The sequence below is a fragment of the Providencia huaxiensis genome, from assembly GCF_002843235.3.
In the GTDB taxonomy this organism is placed as follows: Bacteria; Pseudomonadota; Gammaproteobacteria; order Enterobacterales; family Enterobacteriaceae; genus Providencia; species Providencia huaxiensis.
In genome coordinates, this window is the sequence record NZ_CP031123.2 from 2,766,034 (window position 1) to 2,790,349 (window position 24,316).

Annotated in this window: 18 protein-coding genes; 13 read left to right on the plus strand and 5 right to left on the minus strand. The window is 41.8% G+C overall.

The window, feature by feature from the left end:
- The first annotated feature begins 157 nt into the window (after nucleotides 1-157).
- The 5 genes from gltS to CYG50_RS14415 all read left to right on the plus strand — a co-directional run bounded on the left by gltS (nucleotide 158) and on the right by CYG50_RS14415 (nucleotide 6,027).
- Nucleotides 158-1,363, plus strand: coding sequence for a sodium/glutamate symporter (gene gltS, locus CYG50_RS14395; RefSeq protein ID WP_102140088.1), 1,206 nt, complete (start codon nucleotides 158-160; stop codon nucleotides 1,361-1,363).
- 211 nt (nucleotides 1,364-1,574) lie between these two features.
- Entirely contained in the window at nucleotides 1,575-2,483 is a 909-nt protein-coding gene (locus CYG50_RS14400; protein WP_102140089.1) for a LysR family transcriptional regulator, read from the plus strand.
- Between the two features lie 56 nt (nucleotides 2,484-2,539).
- Nucleotides 2,540-3,781 (plus strand): D-amino acid dehydrogenase, encoded by a 1,242-nt coding sequence (locus CYG50_RS14405; RefSeq protein ID WP_102140090.1) that lies wholly within the window; start codon nucleotides 2,540-2,542, stop codon nucleotides 3,779-3,781.
- Nucleotides 3,782-3,783: 2 nt separating this feature from the next.
- On the plus strand, nucleotides 3,784-4,137 hold the full coding sequence (locus tag CYG50_RS14410; RefSeq protein WP_102140091.1) for a RidA family protein: 354 nt from the start codon (nucleotides 3,784-3,786) through the stop codon (nucleotides 4,135-4,137).
- 228 nt (nucleotides 4,138-4,365) lie between these two features.
- A complete protein-coding gene (locus CYG50_RS14415; protein WP_102140092.1) occupies nucleotides 4,366-6,027 on the plus strand; it encodes an alpha-keto acid decarboxylase family protein in 1,662 nt (553 codons plus the stop codon).
- Nucleotides 6,028-6,096: 69 nt separating this feature from the next.
- Here CYG50_RS14415 and CYG50_RS14420 read toward each other — a convergent pair whose 3' ends face one another.
- Nucleotides 6,097-7,107, minus strand: a complete 1,011-nt coding sequence (locus tag CYG50_RS14420) for an XdhC family protein (protein ID WP_102140093.1) — start codon at nucleotides 7,105-7,107, stop codon at nucleotides 6,097-6,099.
- Nucleotides 7,108-7,116: 9 nt separating this feature from the next.
- Nucleotides 7,117-7,680, minus strand: a complete 564-nt coding sequence (locus CYG50_RS14425; protein ID WP_102140094.1) for a nucleotidyltransferase family protein — start codon at nucleotides 7,678-7,680, stop codon at nucleotides 7,117-7,119.
- 195 nt (nucleotides 7,681-7,875) lie between these two features.
- Here CYG50_RS14425 and CYG50_RS14430 point away from each other — a divergent pair, with 195 nt between their 5' ends.
- The 6 genes from CYG50_RS14430 (at nucleotide 7,876) to CYG50_RS14455 (ending at nucleotide 17,690) form a co-directional block, all read left to right on the plus strand.
- On the plus strand, nucleotides 7,876-10,671 hold the full coding sequence (locus tag CYG50_RS14430) for a xanthine dehydrogenase family protein molybdopterin-binding subunit (protein ID WP_102140095.1): 2,796 nt from the start codon (nucleotides 7,876-7,878) through the stop codon (nucleotides 10,669-10,671).
- On the plus strand, nucleotides 10,668-11,219 hold the full coding sequence (locus CYG50_RS14435) for a (2Fe-2S)-binding protein (protein WP_102140096.1): 552 nt from the start codon (nucleotides 10,668-10,670) through the stop codon (nucleotides 11,217-11,219). The genes CYG50_RS14430 and CYG50_RS14435 overlap by 4 nt, the downstream gene beginning before the upstream one ends.
- Nucleotides 11,216-12,451 (plus strand): c-type cytochrome, encoded by a 1,236-nt coding sequence (locus CYG50_RS14440; protein WP_102140097.1) that lies wholly within the window; start codon nucleotides 11,216-11,218, stop codon nucleotides 12,449-12,451. The genes CYG50_RS14435 and CYG50_RS14440 overlap by 4 nt, the downstream gene beginning before the upstream one ends.
- A gap of 426 nt (nucleotides 12,452-12,877) precedes the next feature.
- A complete protein-coding gene (locus tag CYG50_RS14445) occupies nucleotides 12,878-15,796 on the plus strand; it encodes a xanthine dehydrogenase family protein molybdopterin-binding subunit (RefSeq protein WP_102140098.1) in 2,919 nt (972 codons plus the stop codon).
- On the plus strand, nucleotides 15,793-16,359 hold the full coding sequence (locus tag CYG50_RS14450; protein WP_102140099.1) for a (2Fe-2S)-binding protein: 567 nt from the start codon (nucleotides 15,793-15,795) through the stop codon (nucleotides 16,357-16,359). Before CYG50_RS14445 ends, CYG50_RS14450 begins: the two co-directional genes overlap by 4 nt.
- 11 nt (nucleotides 16,360-16,370) lie before the next feature.
- On the plus strand, nucleotides 16,371-17,690 hold the full coding sequence (locus CYG50_RS14455; protein ID WP_102140100.1) for a cytochrome c: 1,320 nt from the start codon (nucleotides 16,371-16,373) through the stop codon (nucleotides 17,688-17,690).
- Nucleotides 17,691-17,878: 188 nt separating this feature from the next.
- Here the strand turns inward: CYG50_RS14455 and umoC are convergent, their stop codons facing one another.
- Nucleotides 17,879-18,304 carry a lysozyme inhibitor LprI family protein gene (gene umoC / locus CYG50_RS14460; protein ID WP_102140101.1) on the minus strand — a complete coding sequence of 142 codons (426 nt, stop codon included), beginning with the start codon at nucleotides 18,302-18,304 and terminating at the stop codon, nucleotides 17,879-17,881.
- Between the two features lie 413 nt (nucleotides 18,305-18,717).
- Between umoC and mutS the strand changes: the two genes are divergently transcribed.
- Nucleotides 18,718-21,285, plus strand: a complete 2,568-nt coding sequence (mutS, locus tag CYG50_RS14470) for a DNA mismatch repair protein MutS (RefSeq protein ID WP_102140102.1) — start codon at nucleotides 18,718-18,720, stop codon at nucleotides 21,283-21,285.
- Nucleotide 21,286: 1 nt separating this feature from the next.
- Nucleotides 21,287-22,051, plus strand: a complete 765-nt coding sequence (gene miaE, locus CYG50_RS14475; RefSeq protein WP_102140103.1) for a tRNA isopentenyl-2-thiomethyl-A-37 hydroxylase MiaE — start codon at nucleotides 21,287-21,289, stop codon at nucleotides 22,049-22,051.
- 78 nt (nucleotides 22,052-22,129) lie between these two features.
- Here miaE and rpoS read toward each other — a convergent pair whose 3' ends face one another.
- Nucleotides 22,130-23,116: an RNA polymerase sigma factor RpoS gene (gene rpoS / locus CYG50_RS14480; RefSeq protein WP_102140104.1), complete on the minus strand. Its 987-nt coding sequence runs from the start codon at nucleotides 23,114-23,116 to the stop codon at nucleotides 22,130-22,132.
- Nucleotides 23,117-23,170: 54 nt separating this feature from the next.
- Entirely contained in the window at nucleotides 23,171-24,241 is a 1,071-nt protein-coding gene (gene nlpD, locus CYG50_RS14485) for a murein hydrolase activator NlpD (RefSeq protein WP_102140105.1), read from the minus strand.
- Between the last annotated feature and the right edge of the window lie 75 nt (nucleotides 24,242-24,316).

Below are 24,316 nucleotides of genomic sequence, written 5' to 3' on the forward strand. Positions count from 1 at the left end.
CAATAAATGAAAAAGTAAAAATATCGCGGTTAACTAAAAGTTATAGATACCCAAACAAAACTCATTGTTAAATAAAAGTTACGCAAAGTAACTTAATTTATCGCTAATGTTAAATAACAACAGTGAAAGTTCTGGTAAACTAACTTGAGGTAAAATAATGATCCTAGATGCCAGCTACACTTTATTAGTCGCTTGTTTGGCGCTATTGATTGGTATGTTTGTTGTAAAATACACACCTTTTCTACAAAAAAACCATATTCCTGAAGCCGTTGTTGGCGGTTTTATTGTTGCTATCATTCTACTAATTGTTGATAAAACAGCAGGATACTCATTTACTTTTGATGCCTCGCTACAAAGCATTTTAATGATTACCTTCTTTTCATCAATTGGATTGAGCTCAGATTTTTCGCGATTAATAAAAGGTGGTAAGCCACTTGTCTTATTAACTATCGCGGTGACTATCTTAATTGCTATTCAAAATACCGTTGGTATGGGAATGGCTGTCATGCTTAATGAAAGCCCATTTATTGGTTTAATTGCGGGTTCAATCACACTAACCGGTGGCCACGGCAACGCAGGGGCTTGGGGACCAATACTGGCTGATAAATATGGAGTGACAGGTGCCGTTGAATTAGCCATGGCATGTGCAACCTTAGGTTTAGTACTCGGTGGGTTAATTGGCGGCCCTGTTGCTCGCCATTTATTGAAAAAAGTATCAATTCCTAAAAGCACTGAGCTCGAAAAAGAAACGATCGTCGAAGCTTTCGAACAACCGAGTGTTAAACGAAAAATTAATGCTAATAATGTTATTGAAACCATCTCAATGCTAATTATCTGTATTGTCGTGGGCGGCTATATTAGCGAGTTTTTTAAAGATACCGTCATGCAATTACCAACCTTTGTTTGGTGTTTGTTTGTTGGCATTATAATTCGTAATGTCTTAACACATGTATTTAAGCACGAAGTTTTCGAGCCAACGGTTGATGTATTAGGTAGTGTTGCCTTGTCCTTATTCTTAGCAATGGCGCTAATGTCTTTAAAATTCGGTCAGCTCGCCAGTATGGCAGGCCCTGTTCTAATTATTATTGCCGTACAAACGGTGGTTATGGTTCTATTTGCAACGTTTGTTACCTTTAGAATGATGGGCAAAGATTATGACGCAGTTGTTATTAGTGCTGGGCACTGTGGGTTTGGAATGGGAGCAACACCAACCGCAATAGCAAATATGCAAACAGTCACTAAAGCATTCAGTCCTTCTCATAAAGCCTTCTTAGTGGTGCCGATGGTAGGTGCATTTATTGTCGATATTTCAAATAGTATCTTAATTAAAATCTTTCTCGAAATTGGTACGTACTTTACCTAGCACACAATCATAAAGGCCAGGCTATAACTTATGTATATAGCCTGGCCTTCGCTTTTTTATCTCTTTTTAATTTATACCGCCTAATTTCCTTCACCATTTTCAGTACTAAATGAAGAGTTATTCAGATTAATTTGTATTAATTCGGTAGAATATGCGAATTAATACCAACAGTCGGTTTCTGTGAGTAAAGGCAAATAATAGGTTTCTGAAAATGAAATTAAGGCATCTCGATATTTTTTATGCGGTCATGACCTGTGGTTCTTTAACCCGTGCAGCGGAGGTTTTACATATCTCACAACCCGCAGCAAGTAAGGCCTTAAAACATGCAGAACAACAACTTGGCTTAGTCTTATTCCAGAGAATAAGAGGAAAATTAATTCCGACTGCTGAGGCAAACCTACTATTTGAGGAAGCCAAAGAAGTTTATCATAATTTAGATAAGCTCAGAATTTTAGCGCAAAACTTATCACGTGATCCACAAGGTAAATTAGCCATTGGCTGCTTACCTAGCTTAGGGCTAAACTTAGTGCCTGAAGTAACCGCGCAATTTATAAAAAAGCACCCCAATATCAAACTCACGATCGGTACACATCATACAACGGATATTCTGCAGCTATTAACCCAACAAGATCTCGATATTGGTATTGGCTTTAATCTTGAAATTGAAGGGGGGATTACTGTTCTCCCCATTGCTGATATCCCATTAGTTTATGTAGATAGCAAATTACCATTACACTCCCCTGTATCACTCACTGATATCGACCAAGAGCGTTGGATCCACCCTGGTTCTGATTCCTTATCTCAGCTATTACAAAAGCGTCACGAGTTTGCAGAATCAAATATTAGTGTGCACACCTACCATATGGCAGCAGAATTTGTCCAAGCTGGATTAGGCTGCAGTATTACCGATATTTTTTCAGCCGAACACACATTACCTGAATCGATGATTTACCCATTACAGGAAGGTTTACATCTTGCCGTATCTGTTTTTCATCGAGCAGATAAGCCATTAACCAAAGCCGCACAGAATTATGTTAACACCTTGGCATCCACACTCGAAAAAAGAAACAAGGTAGTTAACCAAAAGTTATACTCTAGTAATGAAAACTCAATTGTTTAGTTAGCTTATTCGCCGTTAAATAATAACATCTTGGTTATTATGGGTTACGGATTATTATGACTAAACATGTGGTGGTAATTGGAGCTGGTGTTATTGGTTTAAGCACCGCCTATTCATTAATTAAAGCAGGCCAAACCGTAACATTAGTTGAATCAGATACCGATGTCGGTATGCAAACCAGTTTTGCTAACGGTGGGCAGCTCAGCTATCGCTATGTATCTCCCCTTGCTGATGCAGGTGTTCCTTTACAAGGCTTACGTTGGATGGGGAAAAGTGACTCACCTTTAAATTTAAAAATAATGCCTTCATTACAACAATGGTCTTGGTTAGCGCAATTCACATTAGCTTGTAACCGTAAAACCAATAAAGTTAATGGTGCCCATCTTTTACGTTTATCACTCCTGAGCCAAGAAATAATGAATAAATGGCGTAGCAATGGTGATATCGCTGATTTTGCTTGGGAAAAATCAGGGAAATTAATTATCCACCGTGATAATAAAAGTTTCCAAAAAGCCAGTGAAACGGTTGATAAACAATTTCAAAAAGTATTAACACCCGCTGAAATTGTTGAACTAGAGCCTTCTTTAAAAAAGATACAGTCTCAGCTAGTAGGTGCAATATATGCCCCTAATGATGAGAGCGCTGATTGTTATTTATTCTGTAAAAATCTACTGCAATATTTACTCACACAACCTAAATTTAAACTTTGTTTGCAGCACAGTGTTAAATCTTTCATTACACAAAATAACGAAGTCACTGGAATAGCCACTCACCAGGGAACGATCCAAGCTGATGATTTTATTGTTTGTGCAGGAAATGGTAGCCGCGAATTATTAAAACCACTGAATATTAATGTTCCTATTTTAGGGTTAAAGGGGTATAGCCTAAGTGTCGAATACCCGCAAACTGAACATATTGTTCCGAAAATTAATGTTACCGACTACGCCAATAAAATTGTCTATGCCAAACTGAATGACCAATTACGCATTGCTGCAATGGTTGATATTGGCTATGACAATCAAGGTTTACGTGAAAATAGAATACAAGCACTCAAAAATATTATAAAAAATACCTTCCCTGAATTACCCAAAATTAACGATGCTGAAAGTTGGTGTGGCTTACGCCCTTCAACACCCAAAGGCCCTCCTTTATTAGGAAAAACTGCCTATAAAAATTTATGGCTTAATATTGGACACGGTAGTTTAGGGTTTACTCTTGCCGCAGGCAGCGCGGAAATATTGACTCAGCTTATAACAAAACAAACATCCCCCATTTCTTTAACTGGATTAACGAGGTAATCATGTCAATTAAACGGAACAACCCGAAACCACGCTTAGCAGACAGCGTTGAATATGCAGGGATAGTTTATTTATCAGGGCAAGTGCCTAATGATCTAACTGGTGACATAATTCAACAAACAACTGAGGTTTTAGCGAAAATTGATGCCTTACTCGCTGCAAGCGACAGTGATAAAACTCGAATTTTATCTGCTCAAGTTTGGATTAAAGATATGGCAAGGGATTTTTCAGCGTTTAACGCTGTGTGGGAAAAATGGATGCCAGTTGAAAGCAGCCCAGCCCGTGCTGCTGTTGAAGCCAATATGGCTCGAGACCAAGTGCTTGTTGAAATAATGGTAACAGCCGCTAAATTTTAATATTACATTTAATAATAGCAGCGAGATCTTATAATAAAGATCTGCTGCTTTTTATTCATTATTTTTCAATTCATTCTATCAGATAGAAAATGACTATTTTTCAATTTAACAAATATACTCAATCCCATTACGAATAATAATATTTTATTATTTACCACATTAATTAGTATTAATTTTATAAAAATAAAAATCACAAGACTATTATTAATTAATAATTGGAGAAATAAAATGAACGAAACTGTGATTGAATATATTTTATCTAAACTATATGACTTAGGAATTGAAGATATTTTTGGTGTACCGGGTGATTATTCCTTTCCTACTAATGATACGGTTTGTACAATGCCTTATTTACGTTGGGTTGGTAACTGCAATGAACTCAATGCAGCCTATGCTGCTGATGGGTATGCTAGAGTTAAAGGAATGGCCGCATTATCAACAACATTTGGCGTTGGCGAACTAAGTGCGCTAAATGCGATAGCGGGTTCTTTTGCAGAACGATTACCAATATTTCACTTAGTTGGGATGCCACCAAGCCAATCACAGCAAAACCAACGCATTGCTCATCATACATTAGGAAATGGAAACTATGATGCATTTTATAAAATGAGCCAGCATATTGTCTGTGCTCATGCCATCATTACCCCTGAGAATTGTATTGAAGAAACAAAGCGACTAATAGCTTGTGCATTACATGAACGACGCCCAGTTTATTTTGGATTACCTGCTGATTTTGCAATGCAGCCTATTATCAAACAAACTAACACCCCCTTATCATTAGAGCCAAAAAGCTGTTCAAAAACGCTAAAAATCACCGTTAATCAGATAATTAATAAATTAATTAATAGTAAACAAGCCTGTCTATTGGCTGGCTCTATATCTTTACGTTTAGGGCTAGAAAAAGAGTTACAAGATATTATTGAACATACCCAAATTCCCTATGCAACCCTCTTTATGGATAAGAGCGTGTTAGATGAAACTAACACACAATATATGGGAATGTATGCAGGTGATTTCATCAATCCACAAGTGACTTCATTTGTAGAAAGCTGTGATTGTATTTTAAATTTCGGCACAATTATGTCAGATTTTAATACGGCTTGTTATACCTCAAATATTAAAACTGAAGACATCATCCATATTATGGATAACTACGTAATTATAGATGGCCAATGCTACAATAATATTTATATGAAGGATATTCTTTTAGCCTTAAAGAATAATTTAATATCTCCTACTCATTATCCTTTTAGTCAAAATTCATTCCCAAGAGCACAATCACTTGGGGAGCCAATCGTTTCAGCCACAAAAGAAATAACGGAAACATTCTTATACCCTCGATTAGAAAAAATGCTCAAACCTAACGATATGATATTTGGTGATACAGGCACATTCACCATGGGCTTAGCATTTGCACTTTTACCTAAAGGTGCATCCTTTCAAACTCAATCTTTGTGGGGATCAATTGGTTGGGCGACTCCTGCTGCATTAGGTGCAGCCTTAGCATCTCCCTCTCGTCGTATTATTTTAATAACCGGTGAAGGTGCTCATCAATTAACTATGCAAGAAATTAGTCAATTTGCACGATTCGGATTAAAACCTATTATTTTTGTTCTAAATAACGATGGCTACCTTATCGAGCGACTATTTTGTCGAGAACCTGAATATTATTATAACGATGTTGCTAAATGGAATTATGCACAACTACCTTCGGCACTTGGGTGTGATGATTGGTATTGTAAAAAAGTAACAACCTGCGAGGAACTCAATGACACCTTACTGCATATTGAAACTCTAGAGACCGCAGCTTACATTGAAATAATTACCGATCGGTATGATGCATCAAAATATTTGGTGAAAATGGGAGAAGCGATTACCTCCATATATTAACTAGATTATTTGTAATTAGCTCCGCCATCTAAAATGGCGTGAGCTATTAGAAATACAATTACGTTATATTTAATTTATACCCATCAATTTCTTAGTTTTATATGCAGTATCTGATGAGGTCACGCCATTTTTATAAGCAACAATGTCGGCCATTATCGCTAAAGCAATTTCAGGTGGTGTTTTGCTACCTATCGGAATACCAATGGGGGCATGGATACGCTCTATTTCCTCTTCCGTCATCCCACCGGATGCGATAAGCCGTTCACGACGGCGAGCACTCGTTCTTACTGACCCCATTGCACCAATGTAAAAAGCATCTGTATTAACCGACTCCATCAGTGTTAAATCATCAATTCGGGGATCATGGGTTAAGGAAACAATGGCAGTATTTGGAGAACAACCTTGTTCTTCTAAATAGCGAGCGGGAAATAAAGAAACAACCTCAACTTGAGGTGGAATTTGTGGTGCAAACCGCGCTAGTTCGTCTTCTCGGTGATCGCAAATAATGACCTCAAACCCTAATGTTAAGGCAAAATTAGCGCAATAAGCTCCGACGGTAGAAATTCCTGCAATAATTAACCGAGGAGGAGCCGCAATATATAGCTGAATTTTATCACCATCACGTTCTATCTGTGTTGGTTGCTCTGATTTATTAGCTATATGAATTTCACCGCTCTGCGGCAAGGTGACTTTCTTGATAATCGCCGAATAACCCAATAGCGCATTTTGGATCTCAACAAGGTAATGAAGCGATTTTTCATTATTGGGTAAATATTCAATCAAAACATCTAAGCTGCCATCACAGGGCAAGTTGACTTTAGTTTCAATCCCACCTCTTCCATAGCGAACAACTTGGCTGCGACTAACATAATCAATATTTTTGATTCGTTGAATAAAATCCTCTTCAATGCAGCCACCAGAAAGCGAGCCTACATATTGGCCATTCTGTTTTGCAACCAGCAAGGAGCCAGGACTTCTAGGCGAAGAGCCATAAGTATTCAATACCGTACATAACCAAACTGGCTGCTCTTTTATCCAATCAACAGCTTGGGAGATAACAAAAACATCTTCACGCAACATATTTGTTCCTTACTCGTTATCAACACTTGGATAATCAATATCTTTCACAACATTTTCATCATTTATGTCTAGTTTATAGACAAAATTATTCTGTAATATTGATTTTGCCCCTTCATCTCCAGACAATTTAATTAAATCTGAATAATATTTTGCAGATATTCCCACAGGATGTCCCGGCAAGCCATTATATACTGGCCTTACTAATGTATATTGTTTTAATTTATTCGCTACACGGATAAATAAATGGCTATTGATGTATGGCATATCCGCCAAATGAATTATCCACCCATCTAAATTTGAAGTGTTTTTAACACCAAATGCGATTGAGTCGCCTAACCCATTACTATTGATCAATGAGTATGGAATATTAAATTGTAAACAATTATTAATGACACCTTCATTCTCAGGCCGTGTTACCACATGCATAGGAAGTCCACTATCAATTGAATTACATAGTGTTTTTTCAAAAACTGTGTTTTCCTCTAACACAAAGTTTAATTTACTTCCTTTACCTCCAGCATTTTGAAAACGTTCACTTTTTCCTGCTGCCAATATTAAAATGCCAATATTCATAGTTTTTATTTTAAATCGATATACTGATTGCATACCTCATAAATAAAGTATATTCAGTAAGATCACAAGAACTACTTAATCATTAATTTGAAAATTATTAAGAGAAGTATAATATAAATGTGATACAAGTAATTTTTCTATGTGACTATAAAAATAAAAATACTGATGTAATAATAATAAGTGTAAGGGTGTATTATGAGCAAAAGCAATGTCGAACTCTCCCGCAGACACTTTCTAAAATGTGCCGTTATAGCGGGAATATCTGTTTATTTAGCCCCTTTGTATAGCCGTGCTTTCGATGTGCTATTCGAAGAAAAAATCCTTCAATCTCCTGACTGGAACCCGGTCGACAAACAAATCAAATTCCGTATTGATGGTTTTGCCAAAGTCCAAGGGGAGAAAGTCTTCGCCAGAGACATTCGTGCACGTGATATCCCTCACTGGCCAAAACAACAAGGCCATGCATTTTTACTCCGCGTGACTCAAGCCGATAAAATTTACCAAGGCTTTAACCTTGATCTGCTAAAAGATGGCCTGATGCCTGACCGCATCGTAACCGCAAGTGATTTAGAAAAAGATGGTGTCGCTTTCCCTGAATTTTATGGCGAGGATCTATTGCTTCCTGAAGGAAAAACACCAGCCTACCTCGGCCAAGCCGTCGCATTATTGATTTACCATGATTTTGCTAAATTCCGTTTTGCCAAAGAAACCTTAAAATTCCGTGACGATGTTATCCAATATGGTGCATTAACTGGCCCATTAGAACGAGACCCATGGGGAAGCTACCGTGGCGTGCGAGTTGGCAATGAAAACCCTTATGAGCCCGATATTTACTCAAGCCTAAAAGACATGCCAATCTCCCCTATTGGCATGAAAAAACACTTACCCGTTTGGCCTGAAGGCCGCGAAGGTGGAAAATTAGACCAACAAGGCATGCTATATGCTGATGAGCTCGCCAAACAACTGGAAAACCCGCCAGAAGACTGGTTAGTGATCAAACGAAAATACTTTTCTCAATCGATAGATACTGCCGCCTTAGAGCCTGATAATGCTAACGGTTGGTACGACGCCAAAACACAGTCATTCCATCTTGTTATTCCGACACAGTCCCCTCAGGAGGTTGCGGCATCATTACCAGAGATGTTGGCAAAATCACATTTCCCAATTAAGCAAATTTTCCTACACCCTTGTTTTACCGTTGGTTATGGTTCTAAAGACCACACTCCATTCCCCTATTATGGGGCGATGGCAACATTATATGGAGACGGAGTCCCTATTCGTCTGGCTAATGACCGTTATGAACAATTTCAATCCACCATCAAACGCCATGCTTTCGATATGGATTACACCTTAGCGGTTAATAAAAAAACGCATAAAATTGAAGCTCTTTCAGCTTCTTTTATCGGTGACGGCGGTGGTCGCTGTAATTTTACGCCTTCCGTTGTTATGGTCGGGGCTACAGGTGCCCAAGCTATCTATTATATTCCTCGCAGTGATTTATCAGCGGTCGGTATTGCATCACGAGCAGTAGATGCAGGTTCAGCTCGCGGTTATGGCACATTACAAGCCATGGCTGCAACCGATATGTTAATGGAAGAAGCCGCAAAACTACTCAAAGCCGACCCCATCGAGTTCCGCCTTAAAAATATCATCAAGTCTGGGATGAAAAATACCCAAGGGGCAATCCCTGGTGGCGCTATTCGTGCAGATGAAGTGTTAACTCGCTGTGCTGCGCATCCAATGTGGACAGATAGAGCCAAACGTAAAGCCGACTTCGAAGCGAAAAATAGCGGTAAACTATTTGGCACAGGGATTTCTTGTGTGCAAAAAGACTTCGGAACAGGCGCGGAATCCTCCTTTGCTCGCGTGGAACTCACCCCCGAGGGGAAAATTGCCATTTACCATAGTGGTGCAGAAATTGGTACAGGCATGTCCACGTCACAATCGGTGGTTTGCGCTAAATGGTTAGGAAAGCCTGCGGAACAAGCTCATTTTTCTGTTGTTGATTGGTCAATTTTACCGATGGTATCGACAGGTAACCCATTTGCCATGTCACAAGATGAACAAAACCACCTAGCTCAAAACCCATTATGGACACCGAACTACTGCTCACCTGCGAGTGCCAGTAATTCCGCCTATTATTTCACCCATAGCACCGAAGCTGCAGCGCGCCTTATTTTTGAACATGGGTTATGGCCAGCGGCTATGTCAATTTGGCAAGAAGGCATTGGTGGCGGGCAAGCTGCTCCTCTCGTTGTTCGTCGTGAAGATGCACGTTGGGTTGCTGAAGGCTTAACCGCTGATGGGCTCGAGGTGCTGAGTTTATCGCGCTTAATTGAACGCACTTTTGCAATGGGCGGAGTAACCGGCGCAGTGTGCCACGTATTTAACCGCTGGCAATGGGCTGAAGCGGAATTCCCTATTCAGGGAGAAACCCGCCGTTTACCGATTGATGGGCTATCGCTACGATTTGCCGATAAAGAATACCAAGTTTGCCACCGCGAGAAAGCGTATTACCCTGATACACAAAGAAATAATGCCGGAGTTACATACTACAGTGCCGTTGCCACGGTGACAGAGCTCTCCGTCGACAAAGCGACGGGACATGTTGAATTACTCAACCATCACAGCGTGGTGGAATGCGGTAATCTCATTGTTCCACAGCTGGTTTCAGGGCAAATTCAAGGTGGATTAGCAATGGGTATCGGCCATGCGCTCCATGAATATTTACCTCTCTACGAAGATGGCCCCGGTAATGGGACATGGAACTTCAACCGTTATCACCTCCCTCTTGCCAGTGACGTTGCTGTTTGGCAACAAACCAACGAAGTCCTACCAGGACTTTCGGACACTGACCCGCCGAAAGGCGTTGCTGAGGTTGTTATGATCCCGGTGGTTTCAGCCATCGTTAATGCCATTGCAGATGCAACTGGTCATCATTTCTTGCATTTGCCTGTACGCACAAAAGACATTTTAGAGGTAATATCATGAGCCTAAATTTCCTTCCCCTTACCTTAACCATTAATGGCCAACAGTATGGACCAATGGACGTGCCTGAAGGCCTCATGATGATCGACTTTCTTCATGAATATGTCGACCTAACAGGTTCTCGCCTAGGCTGTGGTCAAGGTATCTGCCATGCATGCGTTGTTATCTTAGATAATCCATCTGGTACCAGCGAAGAGATCCGCACCTGTATTACTGGCGCCCATTTTTTCAATAATAAAAGTATTCGGACTATCGAAGGGGCGGCCACTAAAGAAGAAAATGGAGAGGTAAAACTATCCCCGGTTCAGCAAGCTTTTGTTGAACATTTCAGTTTTCAGTGTGGTTACTGCACCCCAGGGTTTGTGAATGCCGCTACCGTATTTATTGAAGAACTTCAGCGAAACCCTATTGCAGAAGAAGAACTAGAAGATGCTATCAAACAAGCTCTAAATAACCATATTTGCCGTTGTACGGGCTATGTCCGCTATTATGAAGCAGTACGCGATGTGGTTCTTGCGACTCCTGGTCTTATCAAGGAGGCAATAAAATGATCAAACGAATTATTTTATGGTTGATAGCCATCGCTATCATCGTTTGGGCGGTGCTCTACTGGTATGAAAGCCGTACCTTAGATGGCCCGGTACAGAAAGTCACCGCGACTCCCCAAGAAATTGAGCGGGGCCGTTATCTCGCCCTTGCTGGTGACTGCGCTGCATGCCACACCAGCGCTGATGGCGCGCCATTAGCCGGTGGTTTTCCTCTAGATACTCCATTTGGGATAATCTACAGCAGCAACTTAACCCCTTCAGCTGACTTTGGTATCGGCCGCTGGACAAAAGATGATTTTTATAAAGCACTGACCCAAGGAATTTCACCGCCGAGTAAAAATCTTTATCCGGCCATGCCTTATACCTCTTACAAAGGGATCACTCGTGAAGATTCTGACGCTATTTACAGTTATTTGATGAGTCAACCCGCAGTTGATGTCGCGCCACCTGAAAATTCATTGCCATTCCCATTGAACCAACGTATGGCAATGATTGGCTGGAATTTATTGTTTTTTAACGACAAACCGCTCCCAGATAGCTCACAAGGTAGCTCCTCTGAATGGCTACGTGGCCGGTATTTAGTTAATGTATTAGAGCATTGTGCCGAATGCCATACGCCAAGAGGGAAACTGGGTGAAATGGATTTAGATAACTTTATGAAAGGCGGTGCATTAGGCCGTTTTATGGCGCCAGATATTACCCCGAAAGCGCTTGCAGAACGAGGATGGACAAAAGAAGATTTACAGCAGTTTTTCATGACTGGGCTCACGCCACAAGGTTCCGCCTACAGTGATATGCACCCTGTAATTTATCTGAGTTCACAACATTTAACTCCAGAAGATAATAGTGCCATAGCCACCTATTTAATGGGCGATAACCCACCAGCCACTTCACCATTAAGAATGGGGGAAGGTAACGCACAAGGCCGCCAAATTTATTTAGAAACCTGCTCCGGCTGCCACTCTTATGATGGTAGCGGCAAACCGAATGTTGCCGTGGCAATGAAAGGAAATTCAACATTACGTGATGCGGATAGCACTAACCTAATTAACGCTATTTTAGATGGTTTACCTGAACAGCCGTTTCCTAATAACCAAAACATGCAAAGTATGCCAGGGTTTGCTAATAAGCTAAATGACCAACAAATTAGTGAGTTAGTGAACTTCCTTCGCGTTCAATGGGGAGGACAGCCTGCCGATGTCACCCCGGAGCATATTAAATCTTTACGTCAATAATGACGAAAAATGACCAGTCGGGCTTGTTAATATTTAATGAGCCCGACTGGCCTCTATTTAATCCCCTTATAGGAATATACTCTATATAATAGAATACATATTGATTTAATTATTCATTAATAAGAATTAATATCATTTAAATAAAATACATTCTAATAAAGCTCAGTTATTTTATTCAATACTGTCATATTAAGATGACTCCAACAATATTATTCACTTTCTTGTATAAATCCCCTTACTCATTCTTGATATATCATTACAGATACCCATAATATTTGTGTAACTTACTGAGCTATCTGATATTAGTCATCGAATTGTGAGCTAATTTAATCAAAATAAAACAGTCTTATAGTGCATGGCTAAAAAATATTATTTACTTCCATTGCTCATAATAAAAACCCTAAAAATATAATCAGGGAGCACACTATGTCGGGTCATATTTCTAGACGTAACTTCATCAAACTAGGCACGATTGCAGGCATTGCAGTGATGGTCGGCAAACTCCCTTTTGCGATAGCAATGGAGCTCGATTCTGACTCTCCATCAACGGATTGGATTGGTCAAAATGGTAAAGCACGTTTTCGCTGGGATGGCGTTGAAAAAGTTACTGGCCGTAAAAATTTTGCTCGTGATTACCGCGCTAAAGACATCCCTGGCTGGCCTAAAAAACAAAGCTATGCCTTTATGTTAAAAGCAACAGAGGCAGATAAAACCTTTGAAGGCATTGATATTTCAATGTTAGGTCCAAATTTACAGCCTGATAAAGTTGTTTTACAAGAAGACCTTATCCGTGATGGCTTAAATATCCCTCAAGACACCAGTATGGGAAAAGGCTTCTATGGCACTAATATTCTAGTGCCTCTAGGGGATACCCCGCCAATTATTGGCCACCCAGTTGCTATCTTGATTTATCATGATTTCGATAAATACAGTGCAGCGCAGCGGATGTTACGCTTTGCGACAAATACCGTAAAATATGGAACGGTGACAGGGCCAAAACCGCCCGCTAACTACGGTGCAGCGCGATATGTGCGTATTGGTGGTGACACCCCACTTTCGCCTTCTATCTTTTCTCCTTATCAAGATTCGGGTATTAAAGGCGGGTTCGATGGCAATACGCCTATTTGGCCACCTTATGACCCCAAACACGCCATTTCTATTCCACCCGTAATCCGTAAAGATCGTGGTGGCGGCTTTATTCAAGCCCTTCATCAGGCAGAAAAGAGCCCTGATAAACAAGAAAAAGCGATGGATTATGCACGGCAAATTGAGCAAGAAATTGCAGCCGCTCGCCAGAACCCTGATAAGTTTGTGATTGAACGCCATGGTTTTTCACAATCCATCGACCCTTGCGCGATGGAGCCTGATAACTGTAATACTTGGTATGACGCACAAACCAAAACGCTGCATATCTTAACAGCAACGCAATCTCCTGCTGGTGTGGTCAATGCCACGGCTGAGCTATCTAAACACAACAAACATTTTTCCGTCGAAAACATTGTATTATTAACCGGTTCGACTGTCGGTTACGGCTCAAAAGACTATTCAGTTTTCCCTTTCTATTCGATGGTTGCCAGTTTCTACGCTGATGGCTTGCCTGTTCGCATGGCAAATGACCGCTATGAACAATTCCAAATGGGGATGAAACGCCACTCCATCGAGATGGATGTCACCATTATTGGTGATAAAAAAACCGGTAAATTTGATGTTTTAAAAGGCACTTACAACTGTAATGGTGGAGGCCGTGAAAACCTCTCCGTTGCCGTATCCCACGTTGCGGTACGCGGCGCCCAATCTATTTATTATTTCCCTAAATCTGACCTCACCGCTCTCGCCATGGCCACTCCGGCTGTCGAAGCGGGCTCAATGCGTGGCTTTGGTTCCTTGCAATCGATGGCTGTCACTGAATTGATGGTCGATGAAATCGCTCACAACCTCAATATTGACCCGATTGAACTGCGCCGCCGTAATGCTATTTTAGAAGGTTATCCGAATACACAAGGCGGTGTTATCGCCGGTGATCCTCGCAATGTCGAAATGTTAAATCTCGCAGAAAAACACCCGATTTGGGTCGATCGTGAGAAAAACAAAGCCAATTATGAAGCGAAAAACCCCGGTAAGCTATACGGTGTTGGCTTCGCACAAGTGCAGCAAGTTTATGGCTCTAGTGGTGTCCCTACCATTCTTTCCCTCGAATTTGATATCAATGGCAAGCTAACAATGCGCCATTGTATGCAAGAGATTGGTACAGGTGGTACAACCGCGCAGCAAGTAATGGTATGGCAAGCACTCAGCAAAGCCCCTGATGTGGTTGAGTTTGGGGTGACTGAGTTTGAAGAACTACCGCTTAAAACCAGTTGGGCCGACCAGAAAAAACAAGACGAATTGTCCAAAACTGATCCCTATTGGACTCCTGCTCTGATCCCTGACATGAGTTCATCGAGCGGTGTTTATTACATTGGGTTCGGCACGCGCCAAGCGGGTCATTTTTTATTGGAAAATACCCTCTGGCCTGCGGCCAAAAGCATTTGGAGTGAAGGGCCCGGCGGCGGTGCGTTCAACGGCTTAAATGTTGAATTTGCCGATATCCGCGTTGGCCCAGAAGGTATTGGCGGTGGCGGAATGAAGCCCATTCCTTTTGACATTTTAGCCAAAAGAGCCCATGAGATGGGGCTCATCACCGGGGTTGCTGTTCATGGCTATTCCAGCTGGCAGTGGGCTCGCGCAGAATTCGATATCCCAACGGTGGGCTTAAAAAATCTGCCTCTTGATGCGATATCCGTTCGTTATGGCGAGGGTGCTCCACAAGAACTAAAAAAACAGATGACAACTGGCGGTTATCATTTTATTAAACGTAAAATTGCCTATTACCCCCCCACACAACGCGCAAAAGCAGACCCCACAACGGTCACACCCGCTTCTTGCCTAGTCGAGCTCAACGTCAACACGATGACAGGTGAGGTCGATGTCATGCGCCACCATATGATTATGGACCCCGGTACTATGATTGTCCCTGAATTAGTTTCAGGCCAGATCCAAGGAGGTACCGCGATGGGTATTGGCCATGCATTGATGGAAGAATTACCACTGTATGAAGATGGGCCAGGTAACGGGACATGGAACTTTAATCGTTATGTCCTACCGCGCGCAAAAGATGTGGCGGTTTGGCAGCAAACCATTGATTACTTACCACCTCTCTCAGAAACTTCGCCACCAAAAGGCATGGCTGAACTGGGGATGATCCCAATCTTACCTGCGACGAGTAATGCATTAACCCATGCGACAGGCAAGCGTTTCTATGAATTTCCTATCACGGTAGATAAAATTAAAAAGGCACTCTCATGAAAATCAACAATGCCGTTCCGATTATTGAGCGCAAGCCACTAACACTGACCATTAACGGCCAAAAAGTTGGTCCTATTGATGTCCCTGTTGGGATGCCAATGATTGAGTTTCTACATGAATACCTAGACCTCACTGGCACCCACTTTGGTTGCGGACAAGGGATCTGCCATGCTTGCACCATTATGGAAATCCAGCCCGATGGTTCAACGGTTGAAAGCCGCACCTGTATCTTTGGTGCCCATTATTTCAACAATAAAAATATTGTGACCATCGAAGGGCAAGCCAAACTAGATGAACAAGGCAAAGTTGTTGAATTAACGCCAATTCAACAAGCTTTTATCGAAAACTTTTCGTTCCAATGCGGTTATTGTGCGCCCGGTTTTGTCACGGGCGCGACGGTATTTCTTGATAAACTGAAGAAAAACCCAGTGAAACGTGACCAACTCGAACACGCCATTGAAGAAGCCCTCAATGAGCATATTTGCCGTTGTACAGGTTATGTACGCTACTATGAAGCTGTGAGGAAAGTCGCTCTTGACACTCCTGGCTGCGTGATCGACTAGGGGGAAACATCATGGCTAAATCCAGCTCTCTACGTAAGAGCATTTATATTATTATCTTATTATTCATAATATTAATGCTTGCGATCCTGTTTGGCGCTTTTCGTACCTCCAGTATCGGCCCTGATTTAGATAAACCGCTGACCTCAGAAGAAGTCGCCAAGTTACTGCCTAGAGGACAAGAACTGGCAACCGCTGGGGATTGCTTTGGTTGCCACTCATTACCTGAAGGGCCATTGGCTGCGGGTGGTCGTGCTATCGGAACCCCTTTCGGTACCATTTACTCCACAAATATAACGCCTGATAAGCAATTTGGTATCGGTAACTATACCCGTGCTGATTTCCATCGTGCTTTGAAAGACGGAATTGGCAAAGAGAGAGGTAATCTCTACCCTGCGATGCCGTTTGTATTTACCCATATGACCACATCGGAAGATATTGATGCCCTGTATGCTTATGTGATGTCACTTCCACCAATGGCGGTGCCAAACAAAGAAAATACCGGGGTATTTATCCTACCCGTTCGCCCATTTATGAACTTCTGGACTTTACTCAATTTTCCTAAACAAAATGCGCCCCATGACCCGCAACGCTCTACCGAGTGGAACCGTGGCGCGTATATTGTCGAAGGTTTGGCACACTGCGGTGCTTGCCACTCACCACGTAACCTAATGATGGGCGTCGAGTTTTCACGGTCACTTCAAGGGGGTGAAGAAGCCGGTTTAGCGATCCCTGATATCACGGCAGAAGCGCTTTCCAAACATGGGTACGATACCGCCTCTTTGAGCCAGTTTTTACTGACAGGCAATGCCCCACAAGGCTCTGCATTTGCAGACATGAGCACAGTAACCCACTTTTCCACCAGTCAGATGAAAAAGAGCGATGTGGATGACATGGCGATTTATTTGATGACCGATAAACAAGGAAAAATACTCGGAGCCAAAACTCCACCAGCGCCATTACCTGAAGCAAGTTCACCAGAAGTGGGTGATGTCAGTCAAACCATGGAAACGGGCCGCTTGATGTATATGTCTACCTGCGCAGGCTGCCACGGGATCACCGGAGAAGGTGTGCCAAATGGTATTCCAGCGTTAAAAGGTAATGCTATCCTAGCCATGGACAGCCCTGAAACCTTTATCAGTGTGGTACTAACTGGTATTCCAACCACCACCTTCCCGAATGGGCAGCGTATGTATGCCATGCCAAGTTTTGCTGATGATTTAACGCCTCAAGAAATGGCAGATTTAATTTCATGGGCACGTGCTGAGTGGGGTGGACAAGGTAAACCCGTCACCGCCGAACAAGTTGAAAAACTGAAAAAAGCAGCGCAGTAACTAAAATACTCCTCGGCGACTTATATTAGCTCAAAGAGGGGTATTCATAATAACGACATAAGATATGACTAAAAACCCCTTACTAAAAATTAAGAAGTTAATTAAGGGGAAAAGACGTTTTTTCTATATTAGATAATAGCGCATCATGACATACATAAAGGCGCCAAAATACATAATGAAAAATACGATTAAAGACTCAGCGCTTCAATTCTGAAATAAGTCAGTTTAACCTTACACGCTAACATCACATCCCCTATTCCGCTTCCACCAAGTAAAGCATCACCTTGACGTTGACACTCACTGGTTCTGAACGCCAGAAAAGCATCCTGTGATTTTTTTAGAGAAGCAATCGCTTGTGCTGTTGCAGAAGAGTCAATTTTTTTCAGTTCAGTTTCATTATCTGCAAGTGATTTACTCATCATCTCATCTGCTCTATCTAGCTTACTTTGTAAACATGCTTGAACTGCTGTCCGTGGAGCATCTGCAATCTGCTCATAGCATTCGTTGAGAGGATCCGTTGCTAACCCAGGTACTGGGACATTACTAGCATAAACCATCACAGGCATAGTCATTGCTGCAGCGATAAATAATGCTTTTGATGTACTTAACTTCATAAAAACCTCTCAATTTGTATATGAAGTGCCTTTTTAACTTATACGAATAAAAAAATCGATATAACACACTAACTTTATGGACTATTCTTAGTATTTACTCATAGTAATAAAACTTATCCTACAGTCTAGATTTTTATCTTGAATTTGCATATTCCTAATATGAGGCAAAATCCAGAACAACATGCCTACATAAATTTCATTTTTAGTCATCAATTTTACCTTTGTATCACTAATACATATTTCAGACACTTTATCACCAAATGCACGTTGCTCCCGATAACCTCAACGTAATACCATAAAGAAATCCATGGCTAACACGTTTGCCTACTCTCATTTGATACGATCTGTGGTATTTTAGTCTCTGAACACCTCACAGAATTTAGTTAACTCAATACGTTAGAACAGACAACATTATGACTGATAAGCAAAGTTTCGAATCCCACACACCAATGATGCAGCAGTATCTAAAACTAAAAGCACAACATTCAGACATACTGCTGTTTTATCGCATGGGTGACTTCTACGAATTGTTTTTTGATGATGCTAAAAAAGCGTCTCAACTGTTAGATATTTCCCTCACCAAGCGAGGTCAATCCGCAGGGCAGCCGATCCCTATGGCAGGTGTCCCTCACCATGCTGCAGAGGGTTACTTAGCTAAATTAGTACAAATGGGTGAATCCGTCGCCATTTGTGAGCAAATTGGCGACCCAGCGACCAGTAAAGGGCCAGTTGAGCGCCAAGTAGTACGCATTGTGACACCAGGCACAATTACCGATGAAGCCCTATTAAATGAAAGGCAAGACAACCTTTTAGCCGCGGTATGGCAAGACCAACAAGGTTTTGGTTTCGCAACATTAGATATTACCTCAGGCCGCTTTATTATAAGTGAAATTGCCGACGAAGAAGCATTACAAGCCGAACTGCAACGCACTCGCCCTGCTGAACTTCTATACCCCGAAGATTTCGCCAGTATGGCATTAATTGAACATAATAAAGGCCTACGTCGTCGCCCACTGTGGGAATATGAACTCGATACAGCAAAACAACAGCTAGGTTTACAGTTTGGCACAAAAGATTTAATCGGTTTTGGAGTTGAAGACGCACACAAAGCGCTCAGAGCCGCAGGCTGCCTATTGCAATATGTAAAAGACACACAGCGTACTTCACTGCCCCATATTCGCAGTATTGTGATGGAAAAACAAAATGATAATGTCATTTTGGATGCAGCGACTCGTCGCAATTTAGAGATCACCCAAAACCTTGCAGGTGGTACAGAAAACACACTTGCCGCCATTTTAGATATGTGTGTGACCCCAATGGGCAGCCGTATGCTAAAACGTTGGCTACATACCCCATTGCGTAATATTCAAGTATTAAATAACCGCCAACAAGCTATTAGTGCATTGCAAGAATGCGGCTTTGAATTGCAACCATTTTTGCGCCAAATAGGGGATTTAGAACGCGTATTAGCACGTCTAGCCCTACGTTCTGCACGCCCACGCGACTTAACCCGTATGCGTTACGCATTCCAACAATACCAAGATATTCATCAAATACTAAGCCAATCAAGCTGTTCGTATTTACAGGCCCTTCAAAATCGTATTGGTCAATTTGATGAGTTACAAGACTTACTTGAAAAAGCCATTATTGATGCGCCACCTGTATTGGTACGTGATGGCGGAGTTATCGCCCCGGGTTATAACAGTGAACTCGATGAATGGCGCGCCCTTGCTGATGGGGCAACCGACTACCTCGATAGGCTCGAAATTCGTGAAAGGGAAAAACTGGGGATCGATACCCTGAAAGTCGGTTATAACGCGGTTCATGGCTACTATATTCAAGTTAGTCGCGGTCAAAGCCATTTAACGCCTATCCATTACGTCCGTCGCCAAACGTTAAAAAATGCGGAACGCTATATTATTCCTGAACTCAAAGAGTATGAAGATAAGGTATTGACATCAAAAGGAAAAGCACTCGCTATTGAAAAAGCGCTGTATGATGAGCTGTTTGATATGCTATTGCCTCATCTTGCTGCGCTGCAAACCAGTGCTGAAGCACTTGCTGAGTTAGATGTCCTAGCCAACCTTGCGGAGAGGGCTCAAACTCTAGGCTACGCTTGCCCACAACTAACTGAAAAACCGGGTATTCAAATTACTGAGGGTCGCCACCCTGTTGTAGAACAAGTGCTTAGCGAGCCGTTTATTTCCAACCCGTTATCATTGTCACCGCAACGTCGTTTATTGATCATCACAGGCCCAAACATGGGCGGTAAAAGTACCTATATGCGCCAAACAGCATTAATTACCCTGTTAGCATATATCGGTAGTTTCGTCCCTGCCAGCAAAGCGGTGATAGGCCCAGTCGATCGCATTTTCACCCGTGTCGGTGCCTCGGATGACCTTGCATCTGGCCGTTCAACATTCATGGTCGAAATGACAGAAACCGCTAATATTCTTCATAATGCGACAGAGCATAGCTTAGTACTGATGGATGAAATTGGTCGCGGGACTTCAACCTATGACGGTCTTTCTCTTGCTTGGGCTTGCGCTGAAAATTTAGTAAATAAAATCAAGGCAATGACATTATTTGCAACGCATTATTTTGAATTAACAACACTGCCTGAAAAACTCGAAGGCGCGGTCAATATCCATCTCGATGCTATTGAACACGGTGATACCATTGCTTTTATGCATAACGTTCAAGACGGTGCCGCCAGCAAAAGCTATGGCCTTGCTGTCGCTTCTCTTGCCGGTGTACCAAAGGAAGTGATTAAACGGGCAAAACAAAAACTTAAAGAACTCGAAGTTATCTCAAACAATGCCAATGCGAGCCATGTGGATAGCGCCCAGCTTAGCTTTTTAACCACAGAAGATGTCGAGCCATCACCAGTATTAACTGCTCTCGCTGAAATTGATCCTGATAAACTCACTCCGCGCCAAGCCCTAGATTGGATTTATCGGTTAAAGGATATGGATAACTAACATGGATGAGTATGCGCAATTACTCACTCCAATCAGGCAGTTTCTACAATGTGAAACGCCTGATGCGTGGGTAAAAAAAGCGAGTTTGCCTGAAAACTTGCCCATTATATTAAAAGACCATTTGTTATGTGAATTAAAAGCCGCGCAAAGTGCGATGTTTTTAATTCGCAAATATGCCGTTGATAAAGAAAGTGCGGCAGTCCTACTCGAATGGTTTAAACCTTATGAATCATTTGCTTATGATAGGGTTGGTGACATCCATACATTAAGAAACAAAAATCAGGTTTCTAAGCAGATATTGGCAAAAAAACAATCACCTTATAGCCAAGACTTAATTGATAAAATGGTCTTGCTTATCAAAGAAGAACTTCATCATTTTTACCAAGTTCTAGAGATCATGCATGAACGTAACATCCCCTATGATGGCGTCACTGCAAGCCGTTACGCCAAAGGGTTGTTGAGCCATATCGACCCGCACGATCCAAAAACCTTAGTTGATAAGCTAATAATTGGAGCTTATATCGAAGCGCGTTCTTGTGAGCGCTTCGCTAAACTCGCCCCATTTCTTGATGAGCAGCTAGCAAATTTTTATATTTCATTATTACGCTCAGAAGCTCGCCACTATCAAGATTATTTGCACTTAGCACAATTAATTAGTAAACAAGATATTACTGAGCGAGTTAATTATTTTGGTATTATTGAAGCTGAATTAATTTCGACACCTGACGATGATTTTAAATTTCATAGTGGTGTCCCCATTAACTAAGCTTGTTCTCTATTATTTACATATAAAAAGCCCCTATAAACCTTAGCTTATAGGGGCTTTAACTACCGAATCAACACCCTACATATTAAATAGCGACTCCAGAGTCAGCTCTTCGCCATGTAAAATATCTTTTAATCGCTTTAAACCTTCTACTTGGATCTGACGAACACGTTCTCTTGTTAACCCAATTTCACGGCCAACTTCTTCCAGAGTTTCAGCTTCATAGCCTAAAAGCCCAAAACGTCGTGCTAAAACCTCCCTTTGTTTTGGGTTCAATTCATATAACCACTTAACAATATTATCTTTTAAGTCATTATCTTGAATTGTATTTTCTGGACCTGAATCATTATCATCAGACAATACCTCAAGCAAAGATTTCTCTGAGTCCCCTGCAATTGGCGTATCAACAGATGTGATACGTTCATTTAAACGTAACATCCTACTGACATCTTCGACAGGTTTATCTAGCTGCTCAGCGATCTCTTCAGGGCTTGGCTCATGGTCCAACTTCTGGGCTAATTCACGTGCAGTACGAAGGTAAATATTGAGTTCTTTAACGATATGAATAGGAAGGCGAATAGTTCGAGTTTGGTTCATGATCGCGCGTTCGATCGTTTGACGGATCCACCACGTTGCATACGTCGAGAAGCGGAATCCTTTTTCAGGATCAAACTTTTCAACAGCACGAATCAACCCAAGATTTCCTTCTTCTATCAAATCGAGTAATGCGAGACCTCGATTATTATAACGACGTGATATTTTTACAACGAGACGAAGGTTGCTTTCTATCATGCGCTGCCGTGATGCGATATCACCCCGCAATGCACGTCTTGCATAGAAAACTTCTTCTTCTGCTGTAAGGAGTGGTGAGAACCCAATCTCACTAAGATAAATTTGAGTGGCATCCAGAACACGTTGATTTGTGTTCTGGAGTAAATCCATTTCGTCATCTAGCTCAGTAACCAGATCCTCTTCTTTAAACTGACTCTCGTCAAAAGTGTCATTTAAATTACTTTCGTCGAGGTCATTATATAACTCGTTAACTTTCAGCGAACTTTGGCTCATCAGTGACTCCTACCCTAGATAATGCGGACAGAATGTCAAAGCACTCTGCCCAGTTTATCGTTGCGGCAAATAGCGCAACGGGTTTACTGATTTTCCCTTGTAACGAATTTCAAAGTGTAGTCTAACCGAACTAGTTCCAGTACTACCCATAGTGGCTATTTTTTGACCCGCAGTGACGTCCTGCTGATCACGCACAAGCAATGTATCGTTGTGAGCATAAGCACTTAGATAGTCATCGTTATGTTTTATAATTATTAGATTTCCATATCCACGCAAGGCATTACCCGCGTAAACGACTTTTCCTGGCGCAGCAGTAAGCACAGCTTGGCCTCGAGAACCGGCGATATCTACCCCTTTGTTCCCACCTTGAGCATCAGAGAAACCTTCAATCATTTTCCCTTCGGCTGGCCAACGCCATTTTATTGACGAATTATTCGTACTACTGACTGCGGTAGAAGCGGTTGTTGTCGAGGCTGTTGTCGTCGTTGAAGCCTGCGTTGCAGGTTTCTTATTATTAGGCAACATCTTACCTGAATTTTGACCACCACTGTTTGCAGGATACTCATTAGTTGTTCGAAGATCAACCGCTTGCTGATGACTATTTGATGAATTTGCCGCTAATTGAGTGTTCGAGTTCACATTTGTGTTACCAATATTAATAACCTGCCCGACATTGAGACTGTAGGGCTCTGGAATATTGTTTCGCGATGCTAACTCACGGAAATCATTACCTGTTAAGTATGCGATATAGAATAACGTGTCACCACGCTGAACCGTATAGCTATTACCGTTATAACTGCCTTTTGGAATACTGCCATAATCACGGTTGTATACAATGCGCCCTTCACCATTAGTTGTTACAGGCCCTGAGCTACGACTTACAGGCTGAGTATTTGTATTACTTGATAAATTAGGACGAGACGATGGCATTGCCGTGCTCATCCCCGTATTTGGTGACGAGGCCGGTGTCGTCCTTTGCACCGTTTGCTGGCTAGACTGGCTATCATTCACACTCGAAATAGGTGCCGCTGTATGATACGGTGTTGAACAACCTGCCAATAGCGCTCCGCTAAATGAAAAGATGACGGCCCATCGAATTCTGCTTATAGGGCTAACAATTTTCATGCTTCTTCTCCCGTGAAGAAAAATCTGACGTGACAATTCAAAATAATGTCAGCAATAGAGTTATCATAAAATATT